Source organism: Polynucleobacter sp. AP-Kolm-20A-A1, from assembly GCF_018688315.1.
Lineage (GTDB): Bacteria > Pseudomonadota > Gammaproteobacteria > Burkholderiales > Burkholderiaceae > Polynucleobacter.
On sequence record NZ_CP061315.1, the window covers coordinates 1,893,635 to 1,911,272 of the forward strand.

The window sequence follows — 17,638 nt, forward strand, 5'->3', positions numbered from 1 at the left end:
CCCATATGAAAAAGATTTTTTACGCACTGACTCTCATTATTGCAGCATCAGTATGCATTCCAGCCCACGCAATCGATGACGTGCCGGATGGGCTTCCTGATCGTATCGTTGGAGATATTGGCGGCGCTATTTACACCTCCAACTTACACATTGGGACAGAAGGAACGCAATCTCTAGTTCTTCCTTATGCCTTTTTTGACTACAAGCGTTTTTTTGCTCGAATCGATGAAGTGGGCATTAAAACATTCAAGCTGGGCTACGGCTATTTTGAGGTGATTGGGAAAATTAACTTAGACACCTACAAAGTAAAGTCGTCTATTAATGGAAATGTTATTAATCGAAGCGATCCGATTCCTCTGGGCTTGGGCACCTTTCAGGAAACCCCGATTGGTGGATTTTTTGTCAACGCCTATCATGACTTCGGAAAATCCAAAGGTGGGCTTTATGAATTTTTATATTTCGCCGAAATAGAAACTTATAAAAAAGTGGTGGTTTATCCTCAGGTCGGAATAGAAAGACAATCCAGTCAATATGCCAACTATTACTATGGCATCAACCCGGGGGAGTCGAACCTGACTGGCTACGGAGCCTATACAGCCCCAGCGACCAATAATCTTTTGGCAGGCCTCATGGTTGAAATTCCGGTGGTAGATAACTGGTACATCAACATCTATGGCAAGCGAAAATGGATGGGCAGTGGAATTAATAACAGCCCTGTTATGAATCGCTCATTCCAAGACAATATTTTTGCAGCGCTCGCTTATCGATTTAAATAAGCCAAAATAAAAAGCCACCCGAAGGTGGCTGATCTCGCATGCGCTCACTTGGCGGGATGCAATTTATTTTGATCTGAAATACAAAAATCTACGATCACATCAGCAAAACTTAAATAACGAGAATTGCTTTTTCTAAAGCGATCAATCTCGGTGGCAAGGGGTGAGGCTGCGCCTTTAAAACCTGCATCTTCGTAGCCTGGATGATATGGAGCTTCTTCAACAAATTTGTTTGTCATACATTTACCTTAATGAATTTGCACCCGAAATGAATCCATTTCGAGATATATCGATGAAATAAAAAGCCGCCAAGCGGCACGATAAAAGTCGACGAACTATTCGATCTGAATTTGCATAGAAACCCTCCCAAAGCAGCCCATCACCGTCATAGCAAGCTATGTCGACGGATGCCGCTCCCCCTGTCCTTGATACCTGAGAGATTCACACTAAGCCTGGCTTAGTGCTTGCTCCTTCGGTGCACCATAAAGATGGTGACTCTCCAGACGGCTATTTAGGATAAGCAGTACCTTCCTGGTGGATACCTGAGCGTTCATGGGAGTTTGCGCCTTCGGTGGAGGGAATTCCCTCACTCTCCTGCTTATGAAAATTATAACCTGCTGACACTTTTATCAAACTAATGATTTATACCAATGTGCCTTAAAAAGACATGGCCAAAATTGAAAGGCCCGAGATCAGCATCACCAACTCCATTAGCAATAAAAATTTCTTTTCCGGCAATGCGAGAACAATTCGCTTAGAGAAAATAGAGCCGACTAATACGCAACTACCTATCAGCAGCCCTTGAATAATGGCAATGGAATTTAAAAAACCTAGCTGGTGGAAAGTAATTCCTTTGGTAAACAAAATCGACAATGTACTAGCGGCCTCTGTTCCTAAAAATGCACCTTTACTTAGGCCGAATGCCAGAAAGAAAGGTGTATTAATTGCGCCAGTAGTTGCAACAATGCCAGTAAGGTAGCCAATGCAAGCACCCACCAAACTCATTTGCCAAAGTTTTAGGTAAAAATTCTTTTTGCGCATCCAGCGACGAACTGGAATGAGCGCAATCAAGAAAAATCCTAAAGTAATTTCAATTAATCTTTCGTTAAGGGCAATTAAAGTATTTACGCCCAGAATGGTGAAAGGTATTGCAGTTACGCTATAGACAAAGCAAACCCGCCAATTGATAACGCTCCACCATAAAAATATTCGGGAAAGATTTGCCACCGTTGCAACTAAGGCAATAACCGGAATTGCCTGGATAGGTCCATAAAAGTAGACCAAGGCGGGCATTAAGATGATTGTTGTGCCAAAGCCAATCACACCGCCTAAGACGCCGGCGCCCAATCCCAAGACCCCCAGAACCAGGGCTTGAAGAATCAGCTCAGACAAGCTTGCTCATCTCGATGAATTGAATTGGCATCCATCATTTAAAGCCGTATCAGCTAGCCCAATGACTTCTTTAGAAGCAATAAGTCTCTGTTGAACTCCCCAAAAGGCATTAACAAATTAGGGTACTCAAGCGAAAGAATGACATGAAGGCCTAGGCCCATTAATAGCACATAAATCACCGCCATAAACCAATCGCTCTCCAGCTTTACGGCCATGGTGTAGCCAATCAACAGGGCGCCAATGCATAGCAAGATATATAAAAAACGCATCAACAAAGTTGGCGGATGAGACTTTGTCTTAATCGCATCTGCACCAAAAATAGTCACCAGATTGCGCATTTGTGGCAGCAAAATTTCACCAATCACAGGCTTGTTCTCTGGAGATGCGTTTAATGATGCCGCTACCACCTCTTCATTAATTTTATTAACCATGTCTGACACTCGATCGCTGCCGCGATCAATGTCTGCCATGCTTTCAATATTTTCGTAGGCCTCTAGACGCAGATCCAAAAGGTCGGACAAAGATTTCTTAATAGCAACTTGATCCTCGGGCTGCAAGTACTTCGTTGATGCATACAAAGCCTTAATGCTGCTAGCCTGAATCCGAATAGTTTCTATGCGTGAGTCATAGTGATTTGAGGCGCTTGAAAACGTGAAGCTTAAAACAAGAGCAGATAGGCCAAAAATAGAAGCAACTAATGAATCACGAACGGCTACGCTACCTTCCCCGTACTTATTAATCAAAAAGCGTCCAAAAAGCCATCCCAATGCCATAAATAGGGAAATTGAGATCGCAAAAAAAACTGGGGCATAGCGAATTAATTCAAGACTCAGACCATATAGTGGCTCCATATCTCTTCCTATCTACCTTCGCAACCGACAGGCATTTCCCACAAGGGCTTCTGTTGGCTGAAGTCGCAGTTCTCTCCAATTGGAGAAGTACTGCTTGCGGCACACGCAGTCAGCAGCAAGGAAAAAAGTGTTGTTAGCGCTAATGTATTTAATCGTTTCATATTCACATAAGATTGATTGAGTTTGATGAAGTCATTCTCCCACATTGGCCCTATATCAGAAACAACTTATAAAGAGCCCAACCCAAATTGATCGCAACTAATGTGATCAGAGTGCTGAACGTAAATTTCATCCCCAGCACCCGCTTACTGAAATCAGGCGGAGGCTCGTTAATTCCTATCGCGTGAATCAAGCGCCCAATAATTAGGGTGACACCAGGGGTTGCAACCAACCACCAAGGGGCGCCATTTAACTCCAAACAAGCAATCAATATGATCCCAAAAGGAACGTACTCAGCAAAGTTGCCCTGAGCCCGAATAGCCCTCTCAAGATCTTCATGGCCGCCGTTACCTAAACCAACCTTATTCTTCCTGCGAAGGCCAATAACAGCAAAAGAGAGTTTGATAAAAATGATGGTTAAAACAGAGGCGATGATTGAGGTAATGAGTAACATGAATTTCTACTTAGATCACTTCTAATACTTTACTAAGCGAGCTACCTTCATAGTTAGGCTTTTCGCCAATCTCTTCAAATGGGTGGCCCAAGCGATTAACCCAGAACACATCAAAACCAAACCACTTGGCAGCCAGAGCATCCCATGCGTTACTAGAGACAAACAGAACTTCTTCTTTCTTCACAGGAAATGCTTTTAGTAAAAGCTCATAAGCCTGAGGGGCGGTTTTAAATAGTCGCACATCTTCAACCGTTACAACCTTATCTAGATAAGACTGCAAACCATTGCTATCAACTACGGTTGCCAACATTTCCCTGCTTCCGTTAGATAAAATTGCAGTCGATAGTCCTTTATCTTTAATTGTTTTAAGAACGGTCAAGCTATCTTCAAAGCCGGTGAGCTTGGCATACTGATCCATCAGCCTCTTTTCATATTCAGGCGTAAGGTTCAAGCTCATACGCTTACAGACATACCGCAATGAGCGAATGGTTAGCTCCCAAAACGGAAGGTAGTGCTTGCTACCATTGGCATTAGGGTCACTCATCGTCACTAAACGGGTGTACTCGATTTGACGGTCACGCCACATCAAGGCAAAGGCTTGGCCATGCCCCGGAAATAATTCTTCTGCCAATTGCCCCATAGAGTAAACATCAAACAATGTGCCGTAGGCGTCAAAGGCAATGAGCTTATACATCTTGTCTCCGATTTTTATTATGAATTTGATTACTATTTAAAACTGTACTTCTTATATCAACACGCTAGCAGGGGACATTTAATCCTTATCTGCGTATTGCATCTCACCATTACCAAATGACCAGTTTTCTTTGTCCACTTCAAGTAAATTAATGAAGACATCTTGAGGCCTAACCCCAAGCGTTTGAACCAAGGATCCACAGATTGCTTTATATAAGTTCTTTTTAACTTCAACAGTTCGGCCAAAGCTGATCGTCGCCTGAATAAAAATGATTCCCTCGGAATATTCAATTCCCAGATAGCTTTTGGGAATATTGAGCTCCATTGAATCGTGCCTAGTAATTATTTGAAACTTATCGTCTTCAGGAACATTGATTTGTTCTCGCATGACGTTGTAAACAATATCGCCAACTTGCCGAGCAAAGCTTTCAGAGTGTTTATTGCTTAAATCAATTCTGACCAACGGCATAGTAATTCTCCTTAGATCTCATCATCTTATACGGGCCCAAGAATTTTCACTTGGCCTTGATGTACCCTTAATAGAAAAACCACCCGAAGGTGGTTTTGGTGTTTCTTGGTGGCCCGGGGCGGAATCGAACCAGGGCCGAGGATGTCCGATCCTACTTCAGCTTATATCCGGCATGGCAAGCTACGCATGCTTGTGTTGTTTTGCTAAGAGCCAAGAGGGCAGGCTTTAGATCCCCAGTTGCTCCGGTATTTTGTACTTCAATAGCAAACTTACTAGCATTGCGGTGCATTTGAGTGCCGACGTCTTGCATTCCCTTTGGCATGAACTTGGCATTTTCATGCGCGCCGTGTGCTTTTAAAGCCGTTTGACCCAAACGAAGCTCAGCAATCTGGGCTGCCTTATCGTATTGGCCGTCTGCCATTGCTTCTTGTATTTGGGCGATCGCTAATAGGTGATCTCTCATATTGGCTAATGTATGTTCTTTCATGGCAGGCGGGAATTCTACGGTAACTCGATTATCTGTAGGTGGGGCTCTGTGTCCATGATCATGTTGGGCAGTTGCTATCTTGAAAATAACAATACCGCACAGGGCAAGTACCGTACTAAGAATGATTTTTGTTTTTTTCATAAGTTGCTATTGTCTAATTATTAGAAACGCAGAAAACCACCCGAGAGTGGCTTCCCAACTCCAAACTGCTTTATCCACACATTCTTCCTGACATCATTTGTGGGCCATGTCCTGCCGGCAATGTAATGCCCTTTTCTTTAGCCCGCTTTTCCATCTCTGCATGTGTAGCTGTCATGATTGCTTGGCGCTCTTCTGCTGTTTTGGCATCAATCATTTTATCCATCATGGCAAGTCTTTCGGCTGGCGTCATTAACTCGCGCATGATTTTCATGTTGGCGTTTTGCTCCATCATCTGACCTTGCATCATTTGGCCGCGCATCATGCCTGGGCCTATGCCATTACCCATTGGACCTGGCTGAGCATAGGCTACAGCCAATCCAAGACCCATGACAGTGGCAACGCTAATTGCAATTTTGTTTACAGTTTTCATTTTGAATTTCCTATTCATTTAGTTAGTTACAGCAACAACTTGTGCCACTCTTACAAGAACCACTCTTAGCCTTTGCTTGAGGCGATGCATCAGAACTGATCTTTGCGGGATAACCATCCTCTTCTAATGCCGCAATAATCTCTTTTACCTGTTGCGAGATATTGCCTTCAACCTTGACTGCGCCAGAGGCAAGATCTACCTCAACCTTTTGCACCCCAGCAATTGAATTAATGGCTTTTTCAACATGCTTTACGCAAGCACCACAAGTCATTCCACTTACCGTTAAATTGATTGTTTCCATACCAACCTCCTTTGTATGAATTGATTATTCGCTCAATCATCCAAAGAGCGTATGATTTAAATCATATGGACATTTATATTCCTGAACTGCTAAAGGAGCTCCTGCCCAAAGGACTATTGGGGCAATGTCATGCCCATCACTTTGAAAAAGGTGATTACCTTTTCCATCAGGGCAAAAAACCTGAATACATGTTCTTTATTGTTTCGGGCGAAGCTGTTCTTACGAGAATCAGTAGCCATGGAGAGCCCACTACATTACAAAGATGTAAGGGTGGCTTTGTCAGTGAAGCCAGTTTGTTAGTAGATGCTTATCACTGTGATGTTATTGCGACTCACAATGGACAAGCGATCACGCTACCCATTAAATCTTTAAGAGAAGCACTCGCCGATAGCAAGTTCTCAATGAAATGGGTGCAGTTGCTAAGCAAAGAGATCATGCGCCTTCGAACACAATCTGAACGATTGGGACTCAAAGACATTCGCAGTAAATTAATTCATCTGATTGAGACCGAAGGCAAACAAGGCGTATTGACACTTCAGTCTGATTTCAAATCCATGGCTTCAGAGATCGGCGTTACGCATGAGGCGTTATATAGGGCTATCGCCACATTAGAAAAAGAAGGTCTACTAGAAAAACATCCTGATTCCTTGGAATTGCTAAAGAAAAAATAATACTCAAGAGGTAATGTCGTTTAAAACGACATCTCAAGCACCGACCCTAGATGAGTGTCGCTTAAATCGACACTTGACCACTACAGGGATGTCAAATCCCCCGTTCATTAAGCGTCCTTTAAAAGGAAAGTTCATGATGGGGATATCCGGCTCTTATGGCGATTAACCCTGCCAAGCCTGAAAAGAAAATAGCCCAGCAAGTGGGCTATTGAGATTCTTGGTGGCCCGGGGCGGAATCGAACCACCGACACAAGGATTTTCAACTCTCCGATAGACCGTACTTTCGCTTTCTACCCCACAAGGTTAACCCCACCATAGGCAAACTTTGTGCACAAAACTTTGATGGAGCGATCTAAGAGGCTGAATTGGTTGAGTTTTTTGACCCACGCAAGGATAGCGAGAAGGTTTGGTGGCGTAGCGAGGATTTGACTGACACAAGGATGCATTCTCCTTGTCGTGATCGGGGCATCCCACGCATGAAACGTCCTTTAAAAAGACGTCTCCAGAATATTTGCATATATACGCATTAACGAATACTTATCAATCACATAAGTCAATAAGCCTAATTGTTTGACGGCAATGTCTGCCCAAATAAAAAACCACCCGAAGGTGGTTTTAGTGTCTCCCCCAGCCAATAACAATCTCGGCGTGGAATTAAAAGCAGGCCCCAATCTAACATCTATTAACGAGCTCTGTATTGGCACTTACCCTTGTTTACCAATATTTAAAAGGCCTCTCGGCATCTACATCTCCGCCTAGGGCCCTCATATTCATATTGCAGTGGGGACAGGTAAGGCCATCCCACTCCGATAGATGACTACTAGAGTGGCAACTGGTACAAACCGGCGGCATACTAATTTCAGTATTAATGCTTCCTGGATGAGCAACTGTATAAGCATCAATTGTTGAGCAAGATTTGCAAACCATTGCCACTTTAGAAGAGTGAAGCCCCACTTCTTTGCCGATACCGCTAATACATTCAAACTTGCAGGAACGACATACAAATTTATATCTAGCCATAAATCAACCTCATTAATTCTTTTTAGGTTGAAGTGCTAGCTTCTTCATATGAGCATCCTGAATTAGCAATTGCCTTTCTTGATTGGCTACTCCAATAGTGATCTTTCTGGCTATAAGATCCGCATACACGCCATCAATCTTTTTAAAGAAATCTTCGTAGACCGCTTTCTTTGCGGGGCTTAAGCCTTCCAAAGCAATGGGTCGACAGGAGTTTGCTTCAGCCAGATAATTCGTTAGTGCCTTAGCTTGCTCGTCTGTCAATTTATCCGCGGAGCTAAACAAGGCCTTTGCATGAGCATTATTTCTTGTTACAGCAATAACCTGACTATCGACCAATAAAGCATCAGCACTTTGATTTCCGCGAATGATGCAATCATTAAGTCGCTTTGCTACAGGGCCTGAATGATCGGGAGCTGGAGCTGTCATTGGTGATGGGGTTTTAGCAAGCTGTACTGGATTATTAGGCGCAACATTTGTCGCACATCCACCTAGGAAAACAATTCCTATCAAACTTAATTTAAATATATTTTTCATTTGGTAGTCCATTAGTTATTGATAGACAAAATCAGCGCGACGATTTTCTTTAAATGCCGCCTCTGTCTGAGCTGGGTTAGCTGGCTTTTCTTTACCAAAGCTAACCGCCTCTAACTGAGATTCGCTGACGCCTTGTGCGAGCAGGGCCTTCTTAACGGCTTCAGATCGCTTTTGGCCCAAGGCTAGGTTGTATTCAGCCGTTCCGCGATCATCGGTATTGCCTTGAATAATGATCGATGCTTTTTGCCTTTGAAATGCTTTTAAGTAGGAGGCATGTGCTGAGATTGTTGAAACATATTTTGGATCTACGGTAAAGCTATCAAACTCAAAATAGATTGAGCGCTTACCATACACACTAGACTTTGGATCACCAATGGGGTCGTAAGTCATAGAGCCCTTCGCATTAACTTCAGCCACCCCATTGGCGTCATCTAACTTGACGCTACTACAGGCAGAGACGAATAAAACCAATAGCGCCAAAGGCAATATTTTTAAAAATTTAAACATGATGAAATTTCCCAAACGTGGCTACATACTGGTAGCCAAATAGCAAAGGGACATGCCCATAAGGTATGCCCCACCTAAGAAAATTAGGCTATAACTTTGGGTGGTTTAAATGCTGAGTCGGGAAAGTTTTGTGAAAACAACACTTCATTTGCTGTAGCAAATTTATGCTTGGTCATTGGCGGAAGAAAAATCACAATTCCAACGTCGCTAATATTTGCAGTCACATGACTCATGAGGTACATGGTATGAACCTGCTCTTTATCGTCAGCCGATTCAGAACTACTATGCGCTTGCTGTGAGACTGAAGTATTGCTATAACCACCAGCGAGCTCTGCCCGCTCAATCGCAGACTGGATAAAAATATTTCCGGCCGCCGCCTTAAATGCAATTAAGAAGAGGCATATTAATAGAACGAGTGTTTTACTACGAAGTAACATGGGTCAAATTCTATACCCGATTGGTATATTTGTCGGTTTAAACGACGCCTCCACTAAACCCCCAAATGAAAAAACCACCCGAAGGTGGTTTTGGTATTTCTTGGTGGCCCGGGGCGGAATCGAACCACCGACACAAGGATTTTCAATCCTCTGCTCTACCGACTGAGCTACCAGGCCAAGACTGAGAATTATAACGAATTGGCTTAAGGAGCCATCAAATTTCCTTTGGACGCCCTTGATATGTCCATTTTTCTTGGCCAGGCTAGGCCTAGATTGGGGGTTAGCTTTCGCTCTTATTGCGAGAGGTATCAATTCCCAAGGCTTTGAGCTTGCGATATAGGTGGGTTCGCTCTAGGCCGGTGTATTCAGAAATCTTGGTCATACTGCCGCCCATGATTTGCATTTGGTGCTCAAAGTAAGCCTTTTCAAACAAATCTCTAGCCTCTCTTAAAGGGAGGTCAAAATAGGTTTTTGCGATACCACTGATGTACTCACCCTCTGGTGCGGCAGATGCCGCCTCCGAGCTTGCTGGCTTAGGAGCAGCAGTCGCATTTGCGGTTGGTGAGACCGCCTTTTCTTCGGGCTCTACATATTTTGGGGAGCTCTCCAATGCTTTGCTCACCGTTTTCAAAAGCTTTTGTAGTGCAATTGGTTTTTCTAAAAAATTTAGAGCGCCAATACGTGTTGCCTCAACTGCAGTATCAATTGTTGCGTGACCTGACATCATCACAACAGGCATGGTGAGCTGGCCGGTTTTAGACCACTCTTTTAATAAAGTAATGCCATCGGTGTCTGGCATCCAAATATCCAGCAATACAAGATCAGGGCGCATTTGTTCACGAATGGTGCGAGCTTGAACGGCACTTTCTGCTGCATAAACAGTATGGCCCTCATCCGTGAGGATCTCATTGAGGAGCTCACGAATTCCCATCTCATCATCAACAACCAAAATACTAGCCATACTTAGGCGGCCTCTTTTGCTAGATTCATAAACAATATTGATACTTGCGCACCAACCACGTCTTCTCCGTGCATACGGTTTCGTATTTCGATTTTGGCAGAGTGATCATCAACAATTTTTTTCACTACCGCTAAACCTAATCCCGTGCCTTTACTCTTTGTGGTGACGTAGGGCTCAAATGCTCTTGCCAATATCTTAGCTGGAAATCCAACTCCACAATCACTTATTGTTAAACGGACCGCACTTTGCGCTGCGCCATTGTGCTCACCATAAGGAACTAACTCGGTTTTAACCTCTACCGGCTCTTTTGGGCGAGGGCCCTCGAGCGTGGCATCTTGTGCATTTTGCAACAAATTATGGATAACCTGCCTTAGCTGGGTAGGATCACCCATGATATTTGGGCAGCGCGGATCAAGTTGGGTGCGCAATGGGCTGCCCTCATATAAGCCCAAAATTTCAGATGTCAGAGTATTGATGGAGATTGGCTTTAGCTGTGGTGATGGGGTCTTTGCAAAATCTCTGAAGTCATTCACCATTTCCTTCATCGCCTGCACTTGACCAATAATAGTTTCGGTACTGCGATTAATCATCTCTTCTTGCTCTGGGCTTAGCTTGCCAGCAAGCTTATGCTGCAATCTCTCGGCTGAGAGCTGAATTGGCGTGAGTGGGTTTTTAATTTCATGGGCCAAGCGTCTAGCAACTTCGCTCCAAGCAATTGATCTTTGCGCACTAACCACATCGGTGATGTCATCAAATACCACCATACGTAAATCACCAGTAAGCTCTGTGCCACGCACAAACAAAGTAATGCCTAATTCATTTTCAAATTCGTTGGTGCTGTGAAGTTGAATTTGTTTTTGCCACACAGGGGCGTTTAGTGGGGCGCCCTGCGTGGGTGAACCCTCTCCTGCCACTGCCAACTTCATCGTGGCAAAGCCCTCCTTCACAGCCTCTTCAAACTCGACCAATGCAGGGCTGTTACTTAGGGGCTTTCCATCCAGATAAGTCAGGTCCTGGCCAAAAATACGATCTGCGCCGGCATTGCTAGACACTACGTTGTAACTTTTATCGAAGATACAAACACCTGCAGTTAAGCTACCAAGCACCCTCTCCAAAAAGGCCTTGGACTCCTGTAAGGAAGTGCGCGTATCCGCCAATTGGCGCGTCATCACATTAAATTGGCGCGTAAGCATACCCAGCTCATCCCCAGTATCTAATTCTGGCTTGGGCGACAAGTCCCCTTGTGCAACCGCTTGCGTGCCCCTCAATAGCATCAAGAGCGGTCGCGCCAGTTGGCGGCCCAGCATGAGTGCGAGCGTAATGGCTACAAAGACGGCAAAGAACAAAGTCAGCGTTAAGGTGCCGACAAACATTTTGCGCAGGCCAGTGCGGCCTAAGGCCTTTTCTTGATATTCACTATAGGCAGTCTCAACCGCAAAAATATTCTTTGCAAATGGGGTTGGTATATAGCGAACTAGTTGTAAAAAATATTTATCGTCGGCCTCTTTGCCCGAATCTAATTTGCTATGAGCCAGTTTTTTTCGAACTATCGGGATAATTGCTCTTACTCGGTAGCCGCGCTGCCCACCCTCTACCTCAATTTGATCTAAAAAGGTAACGCCTTTCTTTTTAAATGCCTCTGCGACGACTTCTGCACTGGGCGCAGGAAAATATTTTTTAGGTCTTAACTCGCTAGTTAAGATCAAATTACGTTGCATATTGAAAAGACTTACTTCTTGAATGCCGAATTGGTTACGAATCTTCATAACCGTAGTGCCAACTTGATCAGAGGTTGCGCCGGCCGGAGCTTGAACAATCTGCTCCGCAATGAAGTTTCCCTCGGCCAAAATCTCTTCTTGAGCAACCCTTAAGGTAACGCGTGCCAACTCCAGGCCGGAGTTAAGGGCTGACTCAACTTTCACATCAAACCAAGTTTCAATACTTCGAGAAACGAACTGGAGAGAGACGCCATACAAAATTAAGCCGGGGACAATACCAACCAAAGCAAAAATCATGGCTAGCTTTGCAATGAGGCGCGTACCAAAATGTCCCCGATACCAGCGCACAGCAATTACCGCTACCAGAATCAAAATAACCAAAGTAAGGCAAACGCCAATCACCACGTTGGCGGCATACAACCAAATAAAGTAGTTATCAAAAAACTCTGTATTCGATGATGCAATAGAAAGCAAAACTAAAAGGAGTAAAGCAAAAGCGCCAATCAAACCAATCGCAATTGGAATGGCTTTTTTTCTCCAAGCTTTGGAAGTAAAAAAGCCGGCATTAAGAAGAGATGTTGTCGATCTCATCGTTTAATTAAGTTTGGGCCCGAAGGCGAAAGCGGGAAGCGCAACCAATCGCTCGAAACGCTCCAGTCGCGGTTATTAAGAGCATTTACCTGAAATGGCTTGGGTAACTTGCTTAAATCCAAAGTCATTCTCAAGCTAGCGGTATAGAGCTTGCTAGGGTCAAGTTGTGAATTGTCTGCAACGCGCCAACCACCAATACTGCCCGCGCCCTGTAAAGCCTCCGCAATTGTTCTTGCGGAAAATGTCAGCCCATCAGATGCGATGCGATATTGCTGAGTAAGGGGTTGATATGACAAACGCGTTTGTCTTTGAGCAATGGCTGGCTTTTCATCAAACCAATACCAGCGGGAGCGGGACAAATCAAACTCCGTTTGAAAATAAAGTACCACTCCTTTTTGCACGGCATCTTCAAGGCCTGGAGAAAGTTCAATTTGAAAACTGGCATTTAATAGCCAATCGTTATCCACCCTTTCCAACTCAAAGGATTTGATCTTGATTCCTTCTGCGTTGACGGCTGTTGAGAAAACAGACGCTGCCATCAAACATAAAAAGATGAATTGTTTAATTCTTTGGCTCATGGCCCATTTTTCTTAAACAAGGCATAGTAAAAACCATCGTTTATCTCAGAGGGCAACAACTGCCCTGGAGCGTCTAATCGTACCGCATTGGGATGCTCAGCAGCAAACCAAATTGCTTGCTCCTCGCCCTCCTCGGGGAATATAGAACAAGTCACGTAGAGCATTGTGCCCTCGGGCTTTAGCATCGACCATGCTTGAGTCAGTATGGCGCGCTGCTTTTGTTGCAAAGCCTTGATGTCAGATTCGCGCCTTAAGAATGGGATATCTGGATGCCTTGAAACAATGCCGGCAGCAGAACAAGGGGCATCCAGCAAAATCTTGTCAAACAAGGCCCCATCCCACCAGGCGGCTTTAGAGGCGTCACCCCTCAATACTTTCACATTCTCAGACTGTAAGCGTAGGCGATCCAGGTTGCCGCTGATCTTCCCAAGGCGAGCACCATCTAACTCCAGGGCAACCATTTTGCAATCGGATAGCTCGAGTATGTGTGCAGTTTTTCCGCCAGGGGCAGCGCAAGCATCCAATACCAACTCGTTAGGCTGAGGATCAAGTAATACTGCCGCCAACTGAGCGCCAGCATCTTGCACAGATACTGCGCCGCTATAAAACCCAGGCAATTCAGAAACAGGCACAGGATCTGCCAATAGGAGCGCGGCAGGCAATTTAACGCCGGCAACTTCTTCAATCACGCTTGAGGAGATTCCAGCATCGCTTAATAGTCCTTGATATTGCTCACGAGAGTATTGCTTTTGATTCACTCGCAAAATCAAAGGGGCTCTCTTTGCTTGCTGAAATAAGATCGCTTGCCATACCTTGGAGTAATTGCGCTTTAAGCTTGCCCGCCACCAAGCTGGCACAAACATCGGGATAGGGTCGGGAGGGTAGCGCGTTTCCCCTTCGGGTGGCTGCACCAGAAGACTCACCTTACGCAAAACGGCATTCACTAAACCCTTGGCATACATCGTCTTGTCATACTCACCACAGGCTTTCACAGCCTGATCAACAATGGTGTGAGACGCATAACCTTTACCTTCGGCTGCATCCTGCAAAAATAAGGCGATTGCAACACTTAAGAGATGGTCCACCTCTGGTGGCGGAGTTTTGGGAATAAATTGTTTGATGAGCTCGTGAGAACGATTCCATTTACGTAAAGCATCAAAGCTGAGGCTTTGCACAATAGGGCGCTCGTGTGCCTCTAATTCTTCTAGCACCTCTGTGAGTGACCGACCACTCATGACCTCGCTAATGGCTTGTGCTGCAATTGTGATTGCTTCAGAAAGCGGGAGACTGCGTGGTGTTTTTTGATCGATCAAATTAATTCGCTCCGGGATATGCCCCGTTTTTTGCCATACTCATCAGGCGAGCCACCCGCTCTTCAGTCGGCGGATGGGTTGAAAATAACTGGGCAAGGCCGCCCGCACTTAAGGGATTCAAAATCATCATTTGGGCAGTTTCAGGGTGTTGCTCAACCGCCTGAAATGGGATGCCCTGAGCATAGTTATGAATTTTCTCAAGCGCATGTGCTAGCGCCTCGGGATCTGCACTAATTTCTGCCCCACCACGATCCGCCTCATATTCTCTAGCACGTGAAATGCTCATCTGAATCAAACTAGCAGCAATTGGCGCTAAGATCGCCACCATCAAGCTGGCTATTGGATTGTTTGGCCTGCCCTCAGAATCACGCCCACCAAAAAACATGGCAAAGTTTGCTAATGCAGAGATAGCGCCAGCCATTGTTGCGGCAACTGTTGATATCAAAATATCGCGATGTCGCACGTGCGCAAGCTCATGGGCCATCACACCGCGTAATTCGCGATTAGAAAGAATCTTCAAGATCCCAGTCGTTGCGGCGACCGATGCATTGTCTGGATTACGCCCTGTTGCAAAAGCATTGGGTGCATCCTCATCAATTAAAAATACTTTGGGCATGGGAAGGCCGGCCTTTTCAGATAGCTCTTTAACAAGCCCGTAGAACTGAGGCGCAGATCTTTCATCGACCTGTTGAGCATTGGTCATTTTTAAGACCATCGTATCCGAGAACCAGTAGCTGAAGAAGTTCATGCCAACGGCCATTAGCAATGCCATCAACATACCCTGCTCACCACCCAACATCCCGCCAACCACAATAAATAAAGCAGTAATTGCTGCCATCAAAACAGCAGTCTTTGCAAAATTAAACATTTCTACTCCTTTGCTTGAAAGCGCAACAATTTTTCACTTGGGTCCATCGACTGTATACATGTCTTGGCACTCATTCTTTTTCCACCAGGCTTTTGCATTTCCAAAACCTCAATGACACCTTTGCCACACTGGACGTAAACGCCATCCTCACTAAAGCCCAGCCGTTCACCTATATTTGAGGTTTCTGTGCAAACGCCCGCATTTGGAATACGAGAATTCCAAAACTTGATTGCCTGTCCTTCGAGAGTGCTGGTAGCACCAGGAAAAGGATTGAACGCGCGAATCCGAAAATCAATTTGCTTCGCACTTAAATGCCAATCGATTTCTGCTTCTGTTTTTAATATCTTTTCTGCATAGGTAATGCCAGTTGTCGGCTGCGGCGTCCTGTTTACGGACTTGCCTTCTTGCAAATCTCGCAATACATCCACAATTAATTTGGCACCCAAATCTGCCAGTCGATCATGCAAGCTCTCACTCGTTTCTGCGGAGGTCACTTCGAGATCAGCAACTAAAACGGTGTCGCCCGTATCAAGCCCCGCATCCATTTGCATGATACAAACGCCGGTTTTAGCATCTCCCGCCTCGATCGCTCTTTGAATTGGGGCTGCGCCGCGCCAACGCGGCAATAACGAAGCATGAATATTAAAGCTGCCATGTCTGCCTGGCTTTTGCGCAATATCTAAAACCTCTTGAGGAAGAATTAAGCCATAAGCCACCACAACCATTGCATCAAATTCAATTTCAGAAAGCCGCTGATAGGCTTCTAATGCTTGCACCCTCTTTGCAGGATCTGCATGATTAACTTTTAGTGTTTCTGGCTGCAATACAGGAATATGATTTTCTTTTGCGAACTCTTTCACGGGGCTTGCTTGTAGATGCATCCCCCTACCCGCACGACGATCGGGCTGAGTAAACGCCAAAACAATTTCATGTCCCGCGTGATGAATTGCGCGCATTGCTTGTGCAGCAAATTCTGGAGTACCAGCAAATACAATTTTCATTGGGGCGCTTAGCGCTGACTCTCTAATTCTTTTGCGCGCTTCTTCATTTTTTGCGAAATACGACTGCGCTTGAGAATTGATAAATACTCAACAAACACCTTGCCCTGCAAATGATCTAGCTCGTGCTGCAAGCAAACCGCCAGAAGGCCATCTGCATCCAGCTCAAATTCTTTGCCTCCAATGTCTAAGGCCTTTACTCTTATCTCGGAAGGTCGCTCAACCTCATCGTAGTAATCGGGCACTGAAAGACATCCTTCGCGCCAAGATTTTTTTTCGGGGCTTGCCCAAATAATTTCTGGGTTGATAAAAACCATGAGTTCGTTTTGATCGTCAGATACATCAATAACTACGATGCGCTCATGTATATCTACTTGAGTTGCAGCGAGGCCAACACCAGGCGCGTCATACATGGTCTCTGCCATATCAGCGACTATTTTCTGAATACGTGCGTCTACTTGTGCCACAGGTTTGGCAACCTTGTGCAAGCGTGGGTCTGGATAACAAAGGACGGGTAATAAAGCCATATAAGAATTATCTAACAGAGCAATCCATCTGTCCTGATTGCTGCAATTTCCCTAAAGATCAAAATTGTTTGATGCAGACAATAAAACCAGCCAGCCCGATCGTCAAAATTGCACGCGGGACCAAATACTACCCGGCGCGTTTAAATGATTTACACGATCCACCCAGCAATCTATATATAAAGGGGGATGTCCACTTGCTGCACCAGCCTATGATCGCCATCGTGGGCTCTCGTAACGCCAGCGCCGAAGGCCTTCAAAACGCTAGCATTCTTGCTAAAGCGCTAGCTCGGGCCGGCTTACTCATCCTATCTGGGATGGCAAAAGGGGTTGATGGCGCGGCCCATAGGGCTTGTATAGAGCTGGGGGTGAATCACTTCACGGGCGCCGTATTTGGGACGGGCGTTGATGTTATTTATCCCAGGGAACATGTTGGGCTAGCAAAAGCAATTACCCAACAGGGGCTTTTATTGTCTGAATTTCCTCCGGGAACTAGACCCCAGCGCTTTCACTTTCCCAGGCGCAACAGAATCATTGCAGCCCTAGCCCTAGGTGTCGTGGTGGTTGAGGCCGCTGAGAAATCGGGCTCCCTCATTACCGCCCGTCTGGCAGCAGACCTCGGAAGAGAGGTATTTGCTGTGCCAGGATCCATCCAGAACCCCACTTCAGGCGGTTGCCATCTACTTATTCAGCAGGGCGCAAAACTGGTCCGCGGGTCAGCAGACATCCTAGAAGAGCTCAATTTATAGGCAAAAACCGCATTTAAAT

At 45.2% G+C, this 17,638-nt stretch carries 23 protein-coding genes, 1 tRNA gene and 1 riboswitch; of the genes, 3 read left to right on the forward strand and 21 right to left on the reverse strand.

Going from position 1 to position 17,638, the window contains the following annotated elements:
• The first annotated feature begins 5 nt into the window (after positions 1-5).
• Entirely contained in the window at positions 6-776 is a 771-nt protein-coding gene (locus tag C2745_RS09490; RefSeq protein WP_215384341.1) for a MipA/OmpV family protein, read from the forward strand.
• Between the two features lie 44 nt (positions 777-820).
• On the opposite strand, the gene C2745_RS09495 is transcribed toward C2745_RS09490, so the two are convergent.
• The 9 genes from C2745_RS09495 to C2745_RS09535 all read right to left on the reverse strand — a co-directional run bounded on the left by C2745_RS09495 (position 821) and on the right by C2745_RS09535 (position 6,150).
• Entirely contained in the window at positions 821-1,012 is a 192-nt protein-coding gene (locus C2745_RS09495; protein WP_215384342.1) for a hypothetical protein, read from the reverse strand.
• A gap of 170 nt (positions 1,013-1,182) precedes the next feature.
• A riboswitch (glycine riboswitch) is annotated at positions 1,183-1,286 on the reverse strand.
• A 144-nt stretch (positions 1,287-1,430) separates the two neighbouring features.
• On the reverse strand, positions 1,431-2,165 hold the full coding sequence (locus C2745_RS09500; protein ID WP_215384343.1) for a sulfite exporter TauE/SafE family protein: 735 nt from the start codon (positions 2,163-2,165) through the stop codon (positions 1,431-1,433).
• A gap of 53 nt (positions 2,166-2,218) precedes the next feature.
• Complete coding sequence (locus tag C2745_RS09505; RefSeq protein ID WP_215384344.1) at positions 2,219-3,016, reverse strand: hypothetical protein; 798 nt, start codon at positions 3,014-3,016, stop codon at positions 2,219-2,221.
• A gap of 211 nt (positions 3,017-3,227) precedes the next feature.
• Positions 3,228-3,629 (reverse strand): MAPEG family protein, encoded by a 402-nt coding sequence (locus C2745_RS09510; protein WP_215384345.1) that lies wholly within the window; start codon positions 3,627-3,629, stop codon positions 3,228-3,230.
• Between the two features lie 10 nt (positions 3,630-3,639).
• The gene (locus tag C2745_RS09515) at positions 3,640-4,323 is read right to left on the reverse strand and encodes a haloacid dehalogenase type II (protein ID WP_215384346.1); all 684 of its coding nucleotides are present in this window, start codon (positions 4,321-4,323) and stop codon (positions 3,640-3,642) included.
• 78 nt (positions 4,324-4,401) lie between these two features.
• Positions 4,402-4,791, reverse strand: coding sequence for a tautomerase family protein (locus C2745_RS09520; RefSeq protein ID WP_215384347.1), 390 nt, complete (start codon positions 4,789-4,791; stop codon positions 4,402-4,404).
• Positions 4,792-4,942: 151 nt separating this feature from the next.
• On the reverse strand, positions 4,943-5,419 hold the full coding sequence (locus C2745_RS09525) for a hypothetical protein (protein ID WP_215384348.1): 477 nt from the start codon (positions 5,417-5,419) through the stop codon (positions 4,943-4,945).
• Between the two features lie 70 nt (positions 5,420-5,489).
• Positions 5,490-5,849, reverse strand: coding sequence for a hypothetical protein (locus C2745_RS09530; protein ID WP_215384349.1), 360 nt, complete (start codon positions 5,847-5,849; stop codon positions 5,490-5,492).
• Between the two features lie 22 nt (positions 5,850-5,871).
• Positions 5,872-6,150 (reverse strand): heavy-metal-associated domain-containing protein, encoded by a 279-nt coding sequence (locus tag C2745_RS09535; protein WP_096673119.1) that lies wholly within the window; start codon positions 6,148-6,150, stop codon positions 5,872-5,874.
• Between C2745_RS09535 and C2745_RS09540 the strand changes: the two genes are divergently transcribed.
• Positions 6,141-6,821, forward strand: coding sequence for a Crp/Fnr family transcriptional regulator (locus tag C2745_RS09540; protein WP_215384350.1), 681 nt, complete (start codon positions 6,141-6,143; stop codon positions 6,819-6,821). The two genes, C2745_RS09535 and C2745_RS09540, sit on opposite strands and share 10 nt — an antisense overlap.
• Before the next feature lie 714 nt (positions 6,822-7,535).
• Here the strand turns inward: C2745_RS09540 and C2745_RS09545 are convergent.
• The 12 genes from C2745_RS09545 to def all read right to left on the reverse strand — a co-directional run bounded on the left by C2745_RS09545 (position 7,536) and on the right by def (position 16,873).
• Positions 7,536-7,841, reverse strand: coding sequence for a hypothetical protein (locus tag C2745_RS09545; RefSeq protein ID WP_215384351.1), 306 nt, complete (start codon positions 7,839-7,841; stop codon positions 7,536-7,538).
• Positions 7,842-7,853: 12 nt separating this feature from the next.
• Complete coding sequence (locus tag C2745_RS09550; protein WP_215348135.1) at positions 7,854-8,375, reverse strand: hypothetical protein; 522 nt, start codon at positions 8,373-8,375, stop codon at positions 7,854-7,856.
• A 15-nt stretch (positions 8,376-8,390) separates the two neighbouring features.
• Entirely contained in the window at positions 8,391-8,882 is a 492-nt protein-coding gene (pal, locus tag C2745_RS09555) for a peptidoglycan-associated lipoprotein Pal (protein ID WP_215384352.1), read from the reverse strand.
• A gap of 83 nt (positions 8,883-8,965) precedes the next feature.
• The gene (locus tag C2745_RS09560; protein WP_215384353.1) at positions 8,966-9,319 is read right to left on the reverse strand and encodes a hypothetical protein; all 354 of its coding nucleotides are present in this window, start codon (positions 9,317-9,319) and stop codon (positions 8,966-8,968) included.
• 101 nt (positions 9,320-9,420) lie between these two features.
• Positions 9,421-9,496 (reverse strand) — tRNA-Phe (locus tag C2745_RS09565).
• A gap of 103 nt (positions 9,497-9,599) precedes the next feature.
• Positions 9,600-10,280 (reverse strand): response regulator, encoded by a 681-nt coding sequence (locus C2745_RS09570; RefSeq protein ID WP_215384354.1) that lies wholly within the window; start codon positions 10,278-10,280, stop codon positions 9,600-9,602.
• 2 nt (positions 10,281-10,282) lie between these two features.
• On the reverse strand, positions 10,283-12,589 hold the full coding sequence (locus tag C2745_RS09575; RefSeq protein WP_215384355.1) for an ATP-binding protein: 2,307 nt from the start codon (positions 12,587-12,589) through the stop codon (positions 10,283-10,285).
• Positions 12,586-13,167 (reverse strand): DUF4390 domain-containing protein, encoded by a 582-nt coding sequence (locus C2745_RS09580; RefSeq protein ID WP_215384356.1) that lies wholly within the window; start codon positions 13,165-13,167, stop codon positions 12,586-12,588. The genes C2745_RS09575 and C2745_RS09580 overlap by 4 nt, the downstream gene beginning before the upstream one ends.
• Positions 13,164-14,480: a 16S rRNA (cytosine(967)-C(5))-methyltransferase RsmB gene (rsmB, locus tag C2745_RS09585; protein WP_215384357.1), complete on the reverse strand. Its 1,317-nt coding sequence runs from the start codon at positions 14,478-14,480 to the stop codon at positions 13,164-13,166. The genes C2745_RS09580 and rsmB overlap by 4 nt, the downstream gene beginning before the upstream one ends.
• A 1-nt stretch (position 14,481) precedes the next feature.
• A complete protein-coding gene (gene htpX / locus C2745_RS09590; RefSeq protein WP_215384358.1) occupies positions 14,482-15,348 on the reverse strand; it encodes a zinc metalloprotease HtpX in 867 nt (288 codons plus the stop codon).
• A 2-nt stretch (positions 15,349-15,350) separates the two neighbouring features.
• On the reverse strand, positions 15,351-16,349 hold the full coding sequence (gene fmt, locus C2745_RS09595) for a methionyl-tRNA formyltransferase (protein ID WP_215384359.1): 999 nt from the start codon (positions 16,347-16,349) through the stop codon (positions 15,351-15,353).
• An 8-nt stretch (positions 16,350-16,357) separates the two neighbouring features.
• Complete coding sequence (def, locus tag C2745_RS09600; RefSeq protein ID WP_215384360.1) at positions 16,358-16,873, reverse strand: peptide deformylase; 516 nt, start codon at positions 16,871-16,873, stop codon at positions 16,358-16,360.
• A gap of 71 nt (positions 16,874-16,944) precedes the next feature.
• On the opposite strand from def, the gene dprA reads away from it, so the two are divergent.
• Positions 16,945-17,619, forward strand: coding sequence for a DNA-processing protein DprA (gene dprA / locus C2745_RS09605; RefSeq protein ID WP_215384361.1), 675 nt, complete (start codon positions 16,945-16,947; stop codon positions 17,617-17,619).
• The last annotated feature ends 19 nt before the right edge of the window (positions 17,620-17,638 follow it).